The organism is Arthrobacter sp. KNU40 (assembly GCF_051515115.1).
GTDB lineage: Bacteria > Actinomycetota > Actinomycetes > Actinomycetales > Micrococcaceae > Arthrobacter.
On record NZ_CP195850.1, the window covers coordinates 3,646,800 to 3,662,657 of the forward strand.

Sequence of the window (15,858 nt, forward strand, 5' to 3'; positions counted from 1 at the left end):
ACCTGAACATTCCGGGACACGCTTTGGCTGGCGACGCACTGGCAGCGTTTTGCGGACAAGTCAGCGGCGGTTGCGCTCGCGCAGTTCACGCAGCGATTCACGCTTGTCCTGCTGCTCGCGCAAGGTCTGCCGCTTGTCGTAATCCTTCTTGCCTCGAGCCAACGCAATCTCGACCTTGGCGCGTCCATCCAGGAAGTACAGCTGGAGCGGCACGACCGTCAGCCCTGTCTCGCGGATCTTGCCGGAGATTTTGTTGAGTTCCTCGCGGTGAAGCAACAGCTTCCGACGGCGGCGCGCGGCGTGGTTGGTCCAGCTCCCCTGGTTGTACTCAGGGATATGGATGCCCTCCATCCACAACTCGTCATTGTAGAAAGTACAGAAGCCATCCACCATGGAGGCATGGCCCTCACGCAGGGACTTTACTTCGGTTCCCATGAGGGCAATGCCGGCCTCATAGGTATCCAATATGTGGTAGTCATGCCGAGCCTTGCGATTGGTGGCCACTACCTTACGGCCACTTTCCTTGGGCACGGTAGAACTCCTTGGTTGTCGAAGAATCACACTAGTCTACGCCAGCAGGACCTTGTCGTGTGGGCTACAAAAGGTTCATCGGGTCAACGGCCTGCCCGTTCACCCAGGTCTCAAAATGCACGTGGCAACCAGTGGAGTTACCCGTGGTCCCTGAATATGCAATGAGCTGACCTTGGCTCACCTGCTGACCGGAAGAAACCACCACGCTGGTGTTGTGGTAGTAAACCGTGGTCAGGGAATCACCATTGATGACTCCGTGCGATATCTTGACACGGTTGCCACCGCCGTCGTTACCCCAGCCGGCTGAAAATACCGTGCCGGCAGCGGCGGCGTATACCGGGGTTCCACAGGGGGCGCCGAAGTCGATGCCCGTGTGCATGTAGCCCCCCTGGCCGTAAAAATCGATGGTTCCAGGCGGCGTCGCACGCCAACCGAAGCCCGAGGTGATCGGGATGTTCGCAGGTACCGGGTGGATCAGGCCAAAGTTGGAGCGCGGGTTGCTCGCTGGCGGGACGAAAGCTTGCGGGGGTGCCTGGTTTTGCGCCTGGGCAGCTGCCGCAGCGGCTGCGGCCAGTCGCTGCTGTTCGGCCAACCATGCTTCGCGCAGTTTGCGGTCGCGTTCCGAGATTTCCGCAGCGACTGCGTCCTGATTCGCCTTCACTTGTTGGAGCTGGGCCTGGATCCCGGGCTTGGCCGCTTGAAGCTGGCTGTTAAGACGGGTGGTGTCGGAGATGAGCTTGTCCACCGCCGCCTTCTTGGCAGCGGCATCATCGCGGGCTGCCTTTTCGCGCTCAAGCGCCGCGTCCGCTTTCGCCTTGAGGTCGCGGATTTCCTGTTCGACGGCGGTGAGCCGGGCTTGGGAGTTAACGTTCGTGGCGCTCTGCTGCGTCAACTTCGTCATCGTGGCGTTCTGGCTGCGCATCGCCTGGTTGGCGAGGTCCATGGTGTCCGTAAGGTTGCCGCCGTCGTTCGCTCCGAACATCAACGCAACGTTCGTGGGAACGCCACCGGATTTATATGCCTGAGCCGCGATCTGGCCGATGAGCTTCTTGGTGTCGGTGATCTTTTGCTTGTCGTTTTCCAGCTGCTGGGTGATCTGGGCTTTGCTCTGCTGCGCCAGGTCCACGCGGGCCGCCAGGGCGTCCGCCTCCTTTACCGCAGTGGCAACCTTGCCCTGGGCTTCGAGAAGTGCCTGTTGAGCTCCCGGGAGCTGTCCTTGATAGACCACAAGGTCGCCGGCTGCCTTCGCAATGTTGGCATCAACGAATTCCAGGGACTGCTGGACCCGCGCAGATTCTGCGTTGAGGGCGGCCTGTTGGTCATCGAGGTTGTCAGCGTGTGCCATGGGGGCAGTGCCAAGGCTCGCCGCGAGTGCAATGGCCAGCACAGAGCCAGCAACCTTCGCACGGCCACTAACTTTTCGCAGCCGCAACGCAGCCTGGTGCTTCCGTGTCATCGGCTGTCCTGTTCGCCCGGGATCAGTGCTCTTCATGGCTAGACCTTGAGATATCGACGGAGGGTCAGAAGCGAAGATATTCCAGCCAGGCCGCCGCCCAACGCTATCAGGACCGGAGCAATCACGAGTACCTGGGCCGAGGAAATAAACGGAGTATTCAGGAACTGCCGCGACAAGTCACCATTAAGCCAGAACTGGGCAACCAGCCACAGCGTGCCGGAAGCCAGGACTGCACCCACGACCGCGGCGATGACGCCTTCAAGGATGAACGGCAGTTGGATAATGGTCTTCGACGCTCCAACGAGGCGCATGATGCCTGTCTCCCGCCGCCTGCTGAACGCGGACAACCTGATGGTGGTGGTGATGAGCAGGACTGCGCAGAAGATCATGACTCCGGCGACCACCATTGCCGCCACAGAGGCGCCGTTCATCCACTCAAAGATCCGTTCAAGGACCTGGCGCTGATCGCTGACGGTCTCCACCCCGGCCTGGGAGGAGAAGGTCTCGCTGATGATCTGATACTTCTGGGGGTCCTTCATATTGATTCGGAAAGACGAAGGAAGCTGGTCCTGTGTTACCGAGTCAACGATCGGAGAGTTGGAGAACTGTTCCTTGAAGTGCTTGAACGCATCGGCCTGTGATTCGAACTGGTAGTCGGTGATGTACTGCTTGACTGTCGGCGAATCGAGCATCTTGGCCAGGTTGGCCTGCTGCTCTTTGGTGACCGCGCCCGACGCGCATCCCGTCGAAGTCGAGGAGTCGTTGCAGAGGAAGATGGCAACCTGGACTTTGTCGTACCAGTAACCCTTCATCTGGTTGATCTGCATCTGCAGCATGCCGGCCGCGCCGACAAAGGTGAGGGAGACAAACGTCACCAGGACAACGGAAATCACCATGGACAGGTTCCGGCGCAGGCCACTGCCGATCTCGCCCAGGATAAAAGCGAGCCTCACTGCTGGACCCCCTGTGCGCGGTCGATTTCAGCATCGCTCGCGTCCTTCATTCGCCGGGACTCTCCCACCACCGGAATCATCGAGGTGTACAAGGCCCTTGCCTCATCACGGACCACCACTCCGTTCCGAAGCTCCACCACGCGCTTTCGCATCTCGTTCACAATGTCGTCGTCGTGCGTTGCCATGACCACAGTGGTGCCGTTCTGGTTGATCTTGTCGAGCACACCCATGATGCCCATCGAGGTGATGGGGTCCAGGTTTCCGGTGGGTTCGTCCGCCAACAGGATGCCGGGGCGGTTGACGACGGCGCGGGCTATGGCCACGCGCTGTTGCTCGCCACCGGACAGCTCATGGGGCATGCGGCGTTCCTTGCCTTCAAGGCCAACAGTCTTCAGCACTTCCGGAACAGTCTCGCGGATGATGCTGCGGCTTTTGCCGATCACCTGCATGGCGAAGGCCACGTTGGCGAAGACATTCTTCTGCGGCAACAAGCGGAAGTCCTGGAAAACGACGCCGATTCCGCGGCGCAGCTTGGGGACCCGCCAGCTTGAAATGTTGGCTACGTTCTGGCCTGCGACGTAGACCGAACCGGATGTTGCCCGGTCTTCCTTCAGAATGAGTCGCAGGAACGTCGACTTGCCGGAGCCCGAGGCCCCGACCAGGAAGGTGAATTCTCCACGGTCAATCTCAAGGTTGACAGCATCCAGCGCCGGACGGGCATTGGGGTCGTAGACCTTGGTGACATTCTCAAATCGGATCATGACTCTTCAGAACCCCGCCGGACATGCCACGTTCGACCAGTCCAACCGCCAGCGCACGGGCTTTCGTTGGGGGAGGTTGAGCGCCGGCTCTTCGACTATACGCACGCTCCGCGGCGGAATCGCGGGCTTGGTGCGGTGTGTCGCCCAAACAGGCGGCAGGGACGGACGTTCCCGGTCCTAACCCAGGCCGCGTTTGGCCAGCATCTCCTTAAGCGCGGGTTGAATGTGGTAGCCGTAGTACATCGTCATGTGTGTGCCGTCCTGCTTAATCGGTATGTTGCCCACAAACTCAGGGCACATCCCGTCCTGCGTGCAATACAGCTCCCTTGTGTCTACGTAAACACCGCCGGGGACTGCCTCAACCGATTTGCGATCGGCCGCCGAGATGTCGACCCAGAGCTGACTGACGCCGCCCAAGCACGCCTGGGGTCCTTGTACAGGGCTGTAACACTGGCGCGGGTCTTTATCTATCGGCGGCGGGCTCAGCAGGACTTTCTTCTTCGCGTTCGGAATCTTAGACAGGATCGCCGTCATTCCAGCACCCCAGTCTTCGGCTGTAGCAACTTTGCCTGTCGTTGACATGCGCTCCGGGAAGTGTGTGTTGCCAATGAAAACAATGTCCGGAGACATCTCCTGGATGACTCGGACGGCCTCAGCCTTCCGGTCATCGCAAGCCTTCCCCTCTTCAGCGGGCTTGGCGATCGGATAAAGATTGAACGGACATCCATAGCGTCCCAGAACCCGGATATTCCAACCGTTCTCGGAATAGAGTTTGATCAAAGGAGTCGCCCATCGCATGGAGATGGAGTCGCCGACAAGAACGGCGTGCTTTTTGGCGTCTTTGGGCCCCCATGTGCATTGATCGGCCGGGTGTTCACCGGCATCGCCACAAGCGTGGACGCCATCCGGGTAGGGGTCCTTGGCGATGATCTCTTCCAGGGACGGCGAGAAGGTAGGCCATTCAGTGGCCCCCACCGCGGCCTGCAGTTCTGCTTGAATCTTCCTGGATTCGGGCCCGTCCACGGGAAAACCCTTCCCGGCACTGCTGGATTCGATCGTCGAACCGCCTGACGGCGAGGCCATCGGGAAGATTGCCATGCGCGCCCCCGTAGCGCCGACCAGAACGGTTAGGCACATCGCCAATCCCAGAGCGGAACGGACAAAGGTCCGCGTTGATCGTCGCCGTTCCGTATGCGGCCGCTTCTCTGCCTTGGAAAGCCACCGGCTATTCCGGATGGGATCTTCCACAAGCCGGAACGAATAGTGCGCCAGAACCAGCATGAGCAAGCCAGCCAACACGTAGTAGAACAGGTCCGCTTCAAGGAAGGCGCCCAGGAATATCACCACCGGGAAATGCCAGAGGTAGAGGCTGAACGAGATGTCGCCGAGATGTTGGCTCGCTCTGTTGGTCAAGGGCTTCAGGAACTTTTGCTCTCCACCGCATCCGGCCGCGATCACCAATGCCGTTGCCAGTACAGGTATCAATCCAACGGGCGCGGGAAATCCGGAATCGGGAGAAACCAGGAAAACGGACGCGAGGATTCCTAGCAGGCCTAAGTTCGCGGCAACGGGACGCAGCCGATGCGGCAGCTTCTCCAGCCACGGGACAGCGAATGCGAGTATTGCCCCGATCCCGAGTTCCCATACGCGTGAAAAGGTGTCGTAGTAGGCGGCGCCCGGGTTCGTAGACGTTGCGAACAAAGCCCAGGCGAAAGATGCCACGGTGATGCCGGTGATGGTCAGCACGACCGGCTTCATCGACGTCGTTGCCTTCGCGGATAGCTTCCTGGTGAGCAGCAGGACTGCGAGCATTACCCAGGGCCAGATGAAGTAGTACTGCTCCTCCACGGCAAGCGACCAATAGTGGCGCAGGGGCGAAACCGGCCCGTCAGCCTGAAAATAGTCACTTCCAATGACCATGAACCGCCAGTTCGCCGAAAAAAGGGCCGAGAAGACAGCGTCCCACACAGTTGCGTGCCACCGCTGGGCAGCAAAAAGGAACCGGGCCGCGATGACGGTCACCGCGATGACCAGCAGCGAAGCTGGGAGGATCCGCTTGACGCGACGCCTGTAGAAGTCCACAAACGAGATCCGCCCCGCGCGCCGCCATTCACGGATGAGGAGCCCGGTGATGAGGAATCCGGAGATTACGAAGAAGATATCGACCCCCACAAAGCCGCCGCGGGGCCAGTGGAGCAGGTGATCAAGTACTACCGCCGCTACGGCCACGGCCCTAAGACCCTGGATATCCTTGCGAAGTACGGTTTTGGTCGCCCTAGTTTTCTGCATTCCGCCTTGCCTGCCGTCGATGAGTGCCCCGTTAAAGGATGACGTATGCGGCGTCGTGAGTCGAACTGGCCGAATCAGCGTAGCCATGATTACCTGCCAGTGATGCGGCCCGGGCAATCCAGATGCGGTAGTGGCATGCCTCAGTTAAGAGGGCATGACCCATCGGGCCGGTGCCGCCTACCCTTCGGCGTTGCGGTTGCCAGTGCGCCAGCGAATGCCGGCGTCGATGAAGTCGTCGATGTCGCCGTCGAACACCGCTGACGTGTTGCCGACTTCGTGTTCAGTCCGCAAATCCTTGACCATCTGGTACGGATTGAGGACATACGAACGCATCTGGTCCCCCCACGATGCCTTGACGTCTCCTGCGAATGCCTTCTTCTCAGCATCTTCCTGCTCCTTTTTCAAGAGAAGGAGCCGCGATTGGAGCACGCGCATTGCGGCTGCGCGGTTCTGCAGCTGGGATTTCTCGTTCTGCATGGAGACGACAATCCCTGAAGGGATATGGGTCAAACGCACTGCTGAGTCCGTCGTGTTGACGGACTGGCCCCCGGGGCCGGAAGAGCGGAAGACATCGACGCGGATCTCATTGTCGGGAATGTCGATCGAGTCGGTCTGCTCAATAAGCGGGATGACTTCGACGGCGGCAAAGGAGGTTTGCCGGCGGCCCTGGTTGTCGAAGGGGCTGATGCGGACAAGGCGGTGCGTCCCGGCTTCGACACTGAGGGTACCGAAAGCGTACGGCGCTTTGACCTCGAAAGTGGCTGATTTGAGGCCAGCCTCTTCGGCGTACGAAGTATCCATGACGGTAGTAGGGTAGCCGTGGCGTTCCGCCCAGCGAAGGTACATGCGCATGAGCATTTCGGCGAAGTCCGCCGCATCAACACCGCCGGCGCCCGCACGAATCGTGACGACGGCTTCGCGTTCGTCGTACTCGCCCGAGAGCAGGGTTACCACCTCAAGTTCCTTGAGGGCCTTGCGAATTGAATCGAGTTCCGTGGCGGCTTCGACCATGGAAGCGTCGTCGTCCTCGTCCTGGCCGAGTTCGACAAGAACCTCAAGATCGTCGATACGGCCCGCCAGCCTGTTCAACCGTTCAAGTTCGGACTGCCGGTGGGACAACTTCGACGTAATTACCTGCGCGGCAGCTGGATCGTCCCAAAGGTTCGGTTCACCCGCTCGCTCGCTCAGTTCTGCGATCTCTTCCTTGAGCTTCTCGACATCGGAAACCTGTTCGATGGAGCGGTAGGTGGAGCGAAGCGCGCGGATTTCTGCGGGAAAGTCAATCTGAGCCATGGTTGTTCCAGAGTACGCCATCCATTGGTGGCCTTGGCACGGGCACTGAACGTATGACGCTGGGAACTCAGCGGGTCAGCCGGGAACGCGCAGTGGAACGGGCTTCGATCGGAACACCGTCGGGGAGCAGAAAGCTGACCACGGGCGGATAGGCAACCGCGCTCAGCACAACTTCCGCCGTGGTCCTGTCCGGACTTCCAGTACCCGGCGCGACGGCAAGTTGATCGAACCGTGAATGGGCGCCGTTTTGCCTGAGGTACGACACGGTAGCGCTCCGAACCCGCTCACTGTTGAGGACCGCCGAGGGCGTTCCAGCACTATTGTCTACTTGGCCGAGGGCATAGCTGTCAGCGGCTGCCACCGAAGCTCCGTCCGCCACGGAGAGGAGCTTCTTATGTTCGATGTAGATGGCGGAAGCCGCAGCAACGACCGTTGCCAGCAACAGCGCGATCACCACATAGCCGATGGTCAAGACCATCAAATGGCCGTCTTCCCCCTCTGATTTTCGCGACCGCGGCATATCCGCCTTCATAGGAAGGTCCTTCACCGGAACCGCCCGACGATTTGCGTGGCCGACGCGCTCAGATTCGCGGCGTCAAGGTTCAAGGTGTCTCCAAACGGCAGCATGGGCAACGGCACCGTAAGCTTCACCGTCACCGTGACCGCAGCACCGGCCGACAGGCAATCGCCGCGGTCGCACACGACGTCGACAAGTGCCCGCTCCGCGGGATGGCCATAGTCGGCAAGGGTCAGAATGGCCGTCCGTTCAGCGGCGGCACGGCCTTGGGAGGCGTCCTCCTGCGTGACATAGACCTTGGCGGCTTGGTCCGCTGCCCCCACGACGGCGAAGGAACCGCCCTGGATCTGTCCGATAGTGACGATGAAGTAGACCACGGGAACCATAAGCAGAAGGGACAGGAGGATGAACTCGGCCACCGCGCTTCCCCACTCGGAGGCACATGGAGGAACGGTAGATTCCTGGCCCTCGGCCAGTGGCCGGCAGACCACCTCCCGGAAGCGGGAAGTCGCTGCACTGCCAAGGTCAACCGGGAGTCGCAGCATGCCCCCTCACCTCCAGCGCCGCTCGAGGTCCGATCAGCCCGATAACGGGCAAGGGTGCCCGGACTGTCACTACCAAGGTGCGGATTCCCTGGAAGCTGGCCTCCGACGTCGAGATGTCCCGCGCAAAATCCGCGTTCAGCGCCATTCCGATCAGGTCTGCGGTGCGCTCACGTGCATCGGCTGGCGTCCGGTCGGCGAGAGCGCCGTAACGGGCACCGGACGAGGCCGCATCGATGAGTGTATTGCGCACGTGCAACGCGAGGGTCAGTTGAACGACGGCGAGGAAGAACACCGTCAACAGACCCCCGACCAGCACAAAATCCACGACGGCGGAGCCCTGTTCATCGCCGCTGCTGGCACTGGCGCGGCCGCCACGTCCTCTTCCCCGGCTGCGGAACGGCACGGACTTACTTTCCAACCTTGTTCATGGCCTGGTTGAAGAGTCCCTCAAGAGCCGGGCCGGCCAGCGCCAGCAGGCCCGCGACGAGTGCCGCGGACATCAAGGTGATCATGACCCAACCGGGGACATCTCCCCGCTCGGGATGACCATCGTCCGGGACCGAACTTTCATTCGGGGCGGTTCTCAGCGATGGTCTGGACGGCGGGAGCGTCCACAACTGGCACAGCAAAAGTCCTGGAGCCGGCAGGCTTCGGCGTCCGGGCTTATTCATTCTTCCCCAGTTCATTTTTCCCCATTTCGCTGTGCAGGAATCGTTGTGATCCGTGCTGTTTCATGTTTTGGCATTTAGGCGGACGCCCATGTGATGGAGGTGAAAAGGCTTGTCGGAGACGGCCATCAGAAACCAAGTTCCAGCGCGGCCAGGCCCGGATAGACGGCGAAGATCACGGTGAGGGGCAGGACGCCGAAAACCAGCGGCACCATCATGGCGATTTCCTTGCGACCCGCCGCTTCCATCAGCTCCCGTTTGGCTGAATCGCGGACATCCGCAGCTTGGGCCCGCAAAACATCAGCCAAAGGGGTACCACGTTCGACGGCAACGACAATCCCATCCACGAACCGAATAAGCGGGCCGAGCTCGGTTCGTCCCGAAAACTCGTGCAGGGCGTCAACCAGCGGAGTGCCGGCCCGCGTGGCGGCCACTACCAGGGCAAACTCCTTCGCCAGCTCGCCGCGGGCTGTCCGACACACTCGATCGAGTGCACCGCTAGCGCTCTCCCCCGCACCTACCGCCAGGGCCATCAATTCTGCAAGGCTGGGGAATTCCGCCAGCATCCGCCTGTTCCTTCGTTTGATCCGCACCCCCAGCATGTAGTCGCGGAAAAGAAAGCCACCCAGTGCACAAAGCAGGACCGAGGCAACCGCAAGCCCCGGATTGAACCGTCCCCGGGTGGCACTCACGACCACCACAACAACCGCCGTGGCAAAGCCGGCCGCCGCCCAGAGCAGCTGCTCCGCGCGGAAGTCCAGCGCGGACTTGCCGGAACCGGACTTTGCCAGCCTCTTGTTGAGGGACGTGGTACCGAGGTTGAACTTCGTCAGGTAGCGGAGGGCGTCCCGGATCGCTGGCCGCAGAATGCGCTCCAAGGGGCCGAACGGCGCGATGTCCGGGGTTGTGGACAGCAGGCGCGATTCGAGGTTCTGGGACCTGAGCTGCGGCTCGATGCGCTCCGCGAAGGGAGTGGGCCGCATGAATGGCATGCGAACAAGGATGAGCCACAACCCGGCTCCCAAAAGAAGTCCGCAGAATACGGCCAGGGCAGTCAACGCAGTCAACGCAGTCATCGAAGCACCCTTTCATCTTCAGGAAGGGCGGCAATGCGCAGCATTGCCCAGTAACAGAAGCCCGAGACCAACAATCCGCCTCCAAGAACGCTGACTCCCGCGGCCGAGTTGTATGCGGCGACGGCTTCCGGCCTGCTGGCCAGCAGCATCAGGACGATCCACGGGGCGGCAACGGCCAGGCGCGCCCCATTGATGGTCCATGATTGCCGTGCCTCGAGTTCACGGCGGGTCCTCGCGCTCTCGCGAAGGAATTCGGCGAGAGTTCCCAAAAGGCGACCTAGATCGGATCCGCCCACGTCGCGCGTCAGCCTGAGCGCCTCAATGATCCGGTCGGCAACGGGATCGGCCAAACGCTCCTTTAGCTTGCCCAACGCCACATCGAAATGGCCGCCGGAACGGTAATCCGCAGCAAACTCGCGGAAGAGGGCCCGCAACTCTTCGGGGCCCTTGTCGCCAAGTTGGATAAGCGCCTCGGGCAGCGAAAGTCCTGCGCGGATTGCCGAGCGCAAATGGTCGACTACATCGGGCCAGAGCTCCCGGAGCATGGCGGTCCGCTTGCGCGCCCGCCAGCTGACAACGGCCAAGGGAAGCCACGCGCCGAACAAGCCGAAACACGCTGCAATCGAAAAGGACGCTGTCATGACGTAGATCACCAGTGTGGTGAAAGACCCAATCCTAGGCACGATGCGATGAATCCCGCGCCGCTCACCTTTTCGATCCCGGCAGTGAGCAACAAAGACTCAAGGCGTTTCGGTTTGGGCTCCTTGGCGGCAAGGGGGTCTTGTTCCCATGCAGACCACCAGACAAGAAAGACACCCAGGCCGCAGAGAACGCCCAGCAGCGGCGCCATCAGAACTGTTCCAGGAGCGCGGCGACGTCAAAACCTGCCCGGGCGAATTTCTCGACGGCGGGCATGGAATTCGAAATGGCTTGGAGCCTGCCGTCCTGCATCGCGAATACCTTGGACGACTCAATGATGCCGTTCTCCACACGTCGCCCCAGCGAAAGGATCTCAGTGACTTGCCGGCGACCGTCCGGCTGGCGGCTGCAATGGACCACGAGGTCGATGCAGGATGCCACGGTCGGTACGACGAACGCACTCGAGATGTTCCCTCCGGCCAGCAGCGGCAGGGTGCAGATCTTGGTCACGGCGTCATGGGCGGAGTTGGCATGGACGGTACACATGCCCGGCAAGCCCGAATTCAACGCAATAAGCATGTCCAGGCTTTCGGCTTCCCGGACTTCGCCCACCACGAGGCGGTCCGGCCGCATGCGAAGAGCCTCTTTGACGAGCCGGCGCAAGGGAATTTCGCCTTGACCCTCAAGGTTTGGCTGGCGGCACTGGAGTCCCACGACGTCTCGCAGCGGGAAGTGGAGTTCAAAGATCTCTTCGACGGTGATGACCCGCTCCCGGGAGCCGATGTTGGCTGCCAGGCAGTTGAGCATTGTGGTCTTTCCTGCCTGGGTGGCTCCCGAGACGAGAATGTTCAGTCCACTGGCCACCGCGGCCCCCAGGAATCGGGCTGACTCGGGCGTCAACGTACCCAGCTCCACTAGATGTTCGAGCCGGGTCGCCTTGACCACGAATTTGCGGATATTCACAGCCCAATGGCGGCGGGTGACGTCGGGAATGACGACGTGGAGCCGAGAGCCATCGGGCAGGGCCGCGTCCACGAAGGGTGAGGAGAGGTCCAGCCTGCGCCCGGAACTCTTAAGCATCCGCTCAACAAGGTCGCGAACCTGCTGCTCGGTGAGGCTGATCGAGGTAAGTTCGGACTCGCCATTCCGGGCAACGTAAACCTCATTGGGTGCGTTGAGCCAGACCTCTTCGATGGTGGGGTCATCCAAGAGTGGCTGGAGCGGCCCGAAGCCGGCAACGGCGTCGAACACGTACTTGCGGGCAGTGTCCAAGTGCCCCAAAGGAGGCAAGGGGCCCAGGAGCGCCCGCTCATCGTAGTCATTCACGGCGGCCTCGACGAGCCGGTGAACTTCGACGGCTTGGCTCAAAGGATCCAGCCCACGCCGACGAATCAGCTCCCGGACTTCGTCCTCGACGATGCGCAAAGCCTCCATGTTCCCCCCAATGCAGCATGCGCCCAGGCGCTGCGGAAACCTTCAACAGGCTTAAGGCTAGGGGAGGTCGCACTGCAGGGCCAAGTCATTTTTGGGCGGTTGTGGATAACTGTTCACCCACTAGTCACACAGGCATCACATGCAACTCTGTTCACTCCTGCCACCAAATGCTATGGTGTCCCGGTTAGGAGCTGGCTTAATGGTGCACTGCAGAGGCGTTCATTGTTGGAGCTGCAGTCGAAGCTATCACCATGTGCCCTCAGCGGAGCGGCACCCTGCCGGAATTGAATAATGAATCGAACCACGCCTGAAGAGGCCCCCAGAGTGTCCATCGCGCGAGCTGGCGTCGTACTGACCGTTGTGCTCGCGCTGATGCTCTCTGTGGCCGGAGCCGCCCACTCTGAGAATGCTGTAGTGCCTACCGGCCCGGTGCAGGCCCCGGCCGGGGCAACGGCCCCCAAGGCTGCGCCAACACCAAGCGGGATCCCAGCCGTCCCTGCTAGTACAGCGCCATCGGCTGCGCCTAGCCCCGCGCCCTCTCCGGCCATAGATCCTCAGGCGCAGGTCTCCACGCAGGCGATGCCCGGCGGCAATCCCCTTTCTGGCGACCTGATGAAACGCGCCATGCTCCAGGCAATTCCCGCCGGCGGAGCCGAAATGGGCCAACGCTCGCCGCGAGTGCTGGCCAACAAAGTTTCAGTGGCCAGGGCCGCCCCGGCGAAGTCCCAGGCAGTTGCCGGCGCGCTCCCGATGGCACCGGACACCGGACACTGGACACCCTCGTTCGGAGTGGCCGGGCAAGACGTGTCCGCATATCAGGGCAACGTCGACTGGACGTCCCAGTGGAACCAAGGCTCACGGTTCGCCTATGTGAAGGCGTCCGAAGGCAACTACTACCAAAACGAGAACTTCTCTCAGCAATACAACGGCTCGCGCAATGTCGGCATGACCCGCGGGGCTTATCACTTCGCCATTCCCAACTGGTCCTCGGGCGCCGACCAAGCGAGGTACTTCGTTGCGAACGGCGGATCATGGGGCCCGGACGGCTACACGCTTCCGCCTGTCCTGGATATCGAGTACAACCCCTACGAGGGACAGACAATCGGCGGTTTCTATTTCGGCAACGTCTGCTACGGCATGTCGGCGTCGCAAATGGTTAGCTGGATCGCGGACTTCGGAAACACCGTCAAGGCTTTGGTCGGAAGATATCCAGTCATCTATTCGACCACTGACTGGTGGCGCACGTGCACCGGAAATTCGGCAAGTTTCAGCGCCTATCCGCTGTGGATCGCTTCCTATCCCTCGGCTGCAAGCGACTCGCCCGGGACGCTTCCCGCCAGTTGGGGCCAGTTCAGCCTGTGGCAGTACAGCAGCACCGGTCCATTCCAAGGTGATTCCAACATTTGGAATGGTGACTATGCGTCCCTCCAGAGGTTCGCGACGTACGGGGATTCCGATCCAAGTTATTCCTTCGGCGCGGCCTACTCCAGTTACGGCGGCAAGCTCGGCAACCAGACGAGCGGCATCGCTTGTGGTTTGAGCAACGGCGGCTGCTACCAGATGTTCCAGGGCGGAGCCATGAACTGGTCCCCCGGAACAGGCGCCCACACGTCCCTCTACGGCGCCATCCGCAACGCTTGGGCTTCAACCGGCTTCGAAAACGGACCACTCGGATATCCCACCAGCGAACAGATCTGCGGCCAGAAAGACGGCGGCTGCTACCAAATGTTCCAAGGCGGAGCCATGAACTGGTCCCCCGGAACAGGCGCCCACACCTCCCTCTACGGCGCCATCCGCGGCACCTGGGGATCCACCGGCTTCGAAAACGGACCACTCGGATACCCCACCAGCGAACAGATCTGCGGCCAGAAAGACGGCGGCTGCTACCAAATGTTCCAAGGCGGAGCCATCAACTGGTCCCCCGGAACAGGCGCCCACACCTCCCTCTTCGGACCCATCCGCGGCACCTGGGGATCCACCGGCTTCGAAAACGGACCACTCGGATACCCCACCAGCGAACAGATCTGCGGCCAGAAAGACGGCGGCTGCTACCAAATGTTCCAAGGCGGAGCCATCAACTGGTCCCCCGGAACAGGCGCCCACACCTCCCTCTTCGGCCCCATCCGCAACACTTGGGGATCAACCGGCTTCGAAAACGGGCGATTGGGATACCCCACCAGCGAACAGTTCTGCGGCCAAAAAGACGGTGGCTGCTTCCAAATGTTCCAAGGCGGAGCCATCAACTGGTCCCCGGCGACTGGTGGCCAACTGAGCACATGGGGTGCCATCAGGAATTTGTGGGGCTCCCTAGGATACGAGAATGGACGGCTCGGTTATCCGACGTCGTCCGAAATCTGCGGTCAAAAAGACGGTGGCTGCTTCCAAATGTTCCAAGGCGGAGCCATCAACTGGTCTCCTGCCACTGGGGCACACACGAGCCTGTATGGGGGAATCCGTTCTATGTGGGGCTCCCTGGGCTTCGAACGCGGAGCCCTCGGGTATCCGACGTCCGAAGAGACATGTGCCACCAGCGCCTCGTGCTTCCAGGATTTCCAAGGGGGTCGGATTTCCTGGCGCTCAGATACCGGCGCGAGCGTTGCCTATCGCTGAGCGACGGTAGTCTGAGGGGTACCGGGCTTCGTTTCACGGGGCCAGGCTGTTGCGCAGATTACCCTGGAGAATGAATGCCCCCCTCACCCCTTAGCCCGCAAGTCAGCATCGTGGTGCCTCTTTACAATGGCGCGGACCGAATCGAGCGCGCCCTTGACAGTGTGCGGGCACAGACGCATGCCGACTGGGAGCTGTTCGTCGTTGACGATTGCTCAAGCGACGCGGGCCCGGAGATCGTCCGAGACTACATCTCCCGCACGGCGGACCACCGGATCACTCTGGTCGTCCAGGCGGAAAACCGTGGACCCAGCGCCGTCCGGAATGACGGCGTCCGGATGGCCTGCGGACAATTCATCATGTTTCTTGATTGCGATGACGAACTGCTTCCGGGTGCGCTGACCCACCTCCTCGGACTAGCCGCCGGGGGGCCAGTCGACATTGTGGGAGGGGCTCACATTGCTCGCACAGACAGCGGCCGGCTCTCTCCCCGTCCTGACTCCCAAACCGGGTCGATGACGGGGGTGGAAGCTGTCCAAGGACTCTTGCAGGAACGGATCTGGAACTACACGCACGGTAAGATCTACAGCCGCCAGTTGCTTCAATCGGTCAGCTTCAGGGAAGACATCCGCCGCTACGAGGACATCATTTTCAATGCCTGCGCCTTCTCCTATAGCAAGCAGGTGGTTCTCAGCCCCGAACCGGTGCACGTCTATTCCATCAATGGACAGTCAACAACGTGGACTCAGCGGCTGACGGCCGATTTTGTACATGACACCGAGGCATACATTCGCGAGGGCCTGAATCCCGATGTTGCCCCGCAAGTCAGTGGAAAATCTTGGAGGACTATGAGGGCAACCCTGGCGGTCGTTGTCTTGTCCAATGCGATAGCCGGTGATGCGGAACCCGCCGTTCTGCGCGAGCTGCGAAGAGTCCTGCGCCGCAATGTCAAAATGACGGACCTGCCCGATGTAGTCCGAACGGCCCCCCTGATCGGTATTTCAGCCCTGGTGGCCCGCGTGGCGCCTCGGACTTACGCATGGCTATATCGGCGCTACGTCGCCCGTACCTATGAGCTGGGAGCCTAGG

14 protein-coding genes and 1 pseudogene are annotated in these 15,858 nt (G+C 61.1%); 2 read left to right on the forward strand and 13 right to left on the reverse strand.

Annotated features, from left to right (window positions below; genetic code table 11):
• Positions 1 to 60: 60 nt before the first annotated feature.
• From smpB to ACSKT0_RS17025, 13 genes and pseudogenes are all read right to left on the reverse strand, one after another.
• Positions 61 to 531: an SsrA-binding protein SmpB gene (gene smpB, locus ACSKT0_RS16965; RefSeq protein WP_028264808.1), complete on the reverse strand. Its 471-nt coding sequence runs from the start codon at positions 529 to 531 to the stop codon at positions 61 to 63.
• Between the two features lie 64 nt (positions 532 to 595).
• Complete coding sequence (locus ACSKT0_RS16970) at positions 596 to 1,987, reverse strand: peptidoglycan DD-metalloendopeptidase family protein (protein ID WP_437770809.1); 1,392 nt, start codon at positions 1,985 to 1,987, stop codon at positions 596 to 598.
• Between the two features lie 38 nt (positions 1,988 to 2,025).
• Complete coding sequence (ftsX, locus tag ACSKT0_RS16975) at positions 2,026 to 2,940, reverse strand: permease-like cell division protein FtsX (protein WP_437770810.1); 915 nt, start codon at positions 2,938 to 2,940, stop codon at positions 2,026 to 2,028.
• The gene (gene ftsE / locus ACSKT0_RS16980) at positions 2,937 to 3,701 is read right to left on the reverse strand and encodes a cell division ATP-binding protein FtsE (RefSeq protein WP_059387583.1); all 765 of its coding nucleotides are present in this window, start codon (positions 3,699 to 3,701) and stop codon (positions 2,937 to 2,939) included. Before ftsE ends, ftsX begins: the two co-directional genes overlap by 4 nt.
• 177 nt (positions 3,702 to 3,878) lie before the next feature.
• Positions 3,879 to 5,990, reverse strand: a complete 2,112-nt coding sequence (locus ACSKT0_RS16985) for an acyltransferase family protein (RefSeq protein ID WP_437770811.1) — start codon at positions 5,988 to 5,990, stop codon at positions 3,879 to 3,881.
• Between the two features lie 177 nt (positions 5,991 to 6,167).
• Positions 6,168 to 7,283 carry a peptide chain release factor 2 gene (gene prfB, locus ACSKT0_RS16990; protein ID WP_437770812.1) on the reverse strand — a complete coding sequence of 372 codons (1,116 nt, stop codon included), beginning with the start codon at positions 7,281 to 7,283 and terminating at the stop codon, positions 6,168 to 6,170.
• Between the two features lie 67 nt (positions 7,284 to 7,350).
• Positions 7,351 to 7,815 (reverse strand): pilus assembly protein TadG-related protein, encoded by a 465-nt coding sequence (locus tag ACSKT0_RS16995; RefSeq protein ID WP_437770813.1) that lies wholly within the window; start codon positions 7,813 to 7,815, stop codon positions 7,351 to 7,353.
• A gap of 11 nt (positions 7,816 to 7,826) precedes the next feature.
• A complete protein-coding gene (locus ACSKT0_RS17000) occupies positions 7,827 to 8,345 on the reverse strand; it encodes a hypothetical protein (protein WP_437770814.1) in 519 nt (172 codons plus the stop codon).
• Positions 8,326 to 8,748, reverse strand: coding sequence for a TadE family protein (locus tag ACSKT0_RS17005; RefSeq protein WP_437770815.1), 423 nt, complete (start codon positions 8,746 to 8,748; stop codon positions 8,326 to 8,328). The genes ACSKT0_RS17000 and ACSKT0_RS17005 overlap by 20 nt, the downstream gene beginning before the upstream one ends.
• 4 nt (positions 8,749 to 8,752) lie before the next feature.
• The gene (locus ACSKT0_RS17010; RefSeq protein ID WP_437770816.1) at positions 8,753 to 9,016 is read right to left on the reverse strand and encodes a hypothetical protein; all 264 of its coding nucleotides are present in this window, start codon (positions 9,014 to 9,016) and stop codon (positions 8,753 to 8,755) included.
• Positions 9,017 to 9,141: 125 nt separating this feature from the next.
• On the reverse strand, positions 9,142 to 10,080 hold the full coding sequence (locus ACSKT0_RS17015) for a type II secretion system F family protein (protein WP_437774062.1): 939 nt from the start codon (positions 10,078 to 10,080) through the stop codon (positions 9,142 to 9,144).
• Between the two features lie 5 nt (positions 10,081 to 10,085).
• Positions 10,086 to 10,939, reverse strand: a pseudogene (locus ACSKT0_RS17020) (type II secretion system F family protein).
• Complete coding sequence (locus tag ACSKT0_RS17025; protein WP_437770817.1) at positions 10,939 to 12,162, reverse strand: CpaF family protein; 1,224 nt, start codon at positions 12,160 to 12,162, stop codon at positions 10,939 to 10,941. The pseudogene ACSKT0_RS17020 and the gene ACSKT0_RS17025 overlap by 1 nt, the downstream one beginning before the upstream one ends.
• A 291-nt stretch (positions 12,163 to 12,453) precedes the next feature.
• Here ACSKT0_RS17025 and ACSKT0_RS17030 point away from each other — a divergent pair, with 291 nt between their 5' ends.
• Both ACSKT0_RS17030 and ACSKT0_RS17035 read left to right on the forward strand, forming a co-directional pair.
• Positions 12,454 to 14,772: a GH25 family lysozyme gene (locus ACSKT0_RS17030; RefSeq protein WP_437770818.1), complete on the forward strand. Its 2,319-nt coding sequence runs from the start codon at positions 12,454 to 12,456 to the stop codon at positions 14,770 to 14,772.
• A 74-nt stretch (positions 14,773 to 14,846) separates the two neighbouring features.
• The gene (locus ACSKT0_RS17035) at positions 14,847 to 15,857 is read left to right on the forward strand and encodes a glycosyltransferase family 2 protein (protein WP_437770819.1); all 1,011 of its coding nucleotides are present in this window, start codon (positions 14,847 to 14,849) and stop codon (positions 15,855 to 15,857) included.
• Position 15,858: the final 1 nt, after the last annotated feature.

Coding starts and splice junctions, on each gene's coding strand:
- ACSKT0_RS16970 (WP_437770809.1), bottom strand. CDS start 1,987: ATGACACGGAAGCACCAGGCTGCGTTGCGGCTGCGAAAAGTTAGTGGC.
- ftsE (WP_059387583.1), bottom strand. CDS start 3,701: ATGATCCGATTTGAGAATGTCACCAAGGTCTACGACCCCAATGCCCGT.
- ACSKT0_RS16985 (WP_437770811.1), bottom strand. CDS start 5,990: ATGCAGAAAACTAGGGCGACCAAAACCGTACTTCGCAAGGATATCCAG.
- prfB (WP_437770812.1), bottom strand. CDS start 7,283: ATGGCTCAGATTGACTTTCCCGCAGAAATCCGCGCGCTTCGCTCCACC.
- ACSKT0_RS16995 (WP_437770813.1), bottom strand. CDS start 7,815: ATGAAGGCGGATATGCCGCGGTCGCGAAAATCAGAGGGGGAAGACGGC.
- ACSKT0_RS17000 (WP_437770814.1), bottom strand. CDS start 8,345: ATGCTGCGACTCCCGGTTGACCTTGGCAGTGCAGCGACTTCCCGCTTC.
- ACSKT0_RS17010 (WP_437770816.1), bottom strand. CDS start 9,016: ATGAATAAGCCCGGACGCCGAAGCCTGCCGGCTCCAGGACTTTTGCTG.
- ACSKT0_RS17025 (WP_437770817.1), bottom strand. CDS start 12,162: ATGGAGGCTTTGCGCATCGTCGAGGACGAAGTCCGGGAGCTGATTCGT.
- ACSKT0_RS17030 (WP_437770818.1), top strand. CDS start 12,454: ATGAATCGAACCACGCCTGAAGAGGCCCCCAGAGTGTCCATCGCGCGA.
- ACSKT0_RS17035 (WP_437770819.1), top strand. CDS start 14,847: ATGCCCCCCTCACCCCTTAGCCCGCAAGTCAGCATCGTGGTGCCTCTT.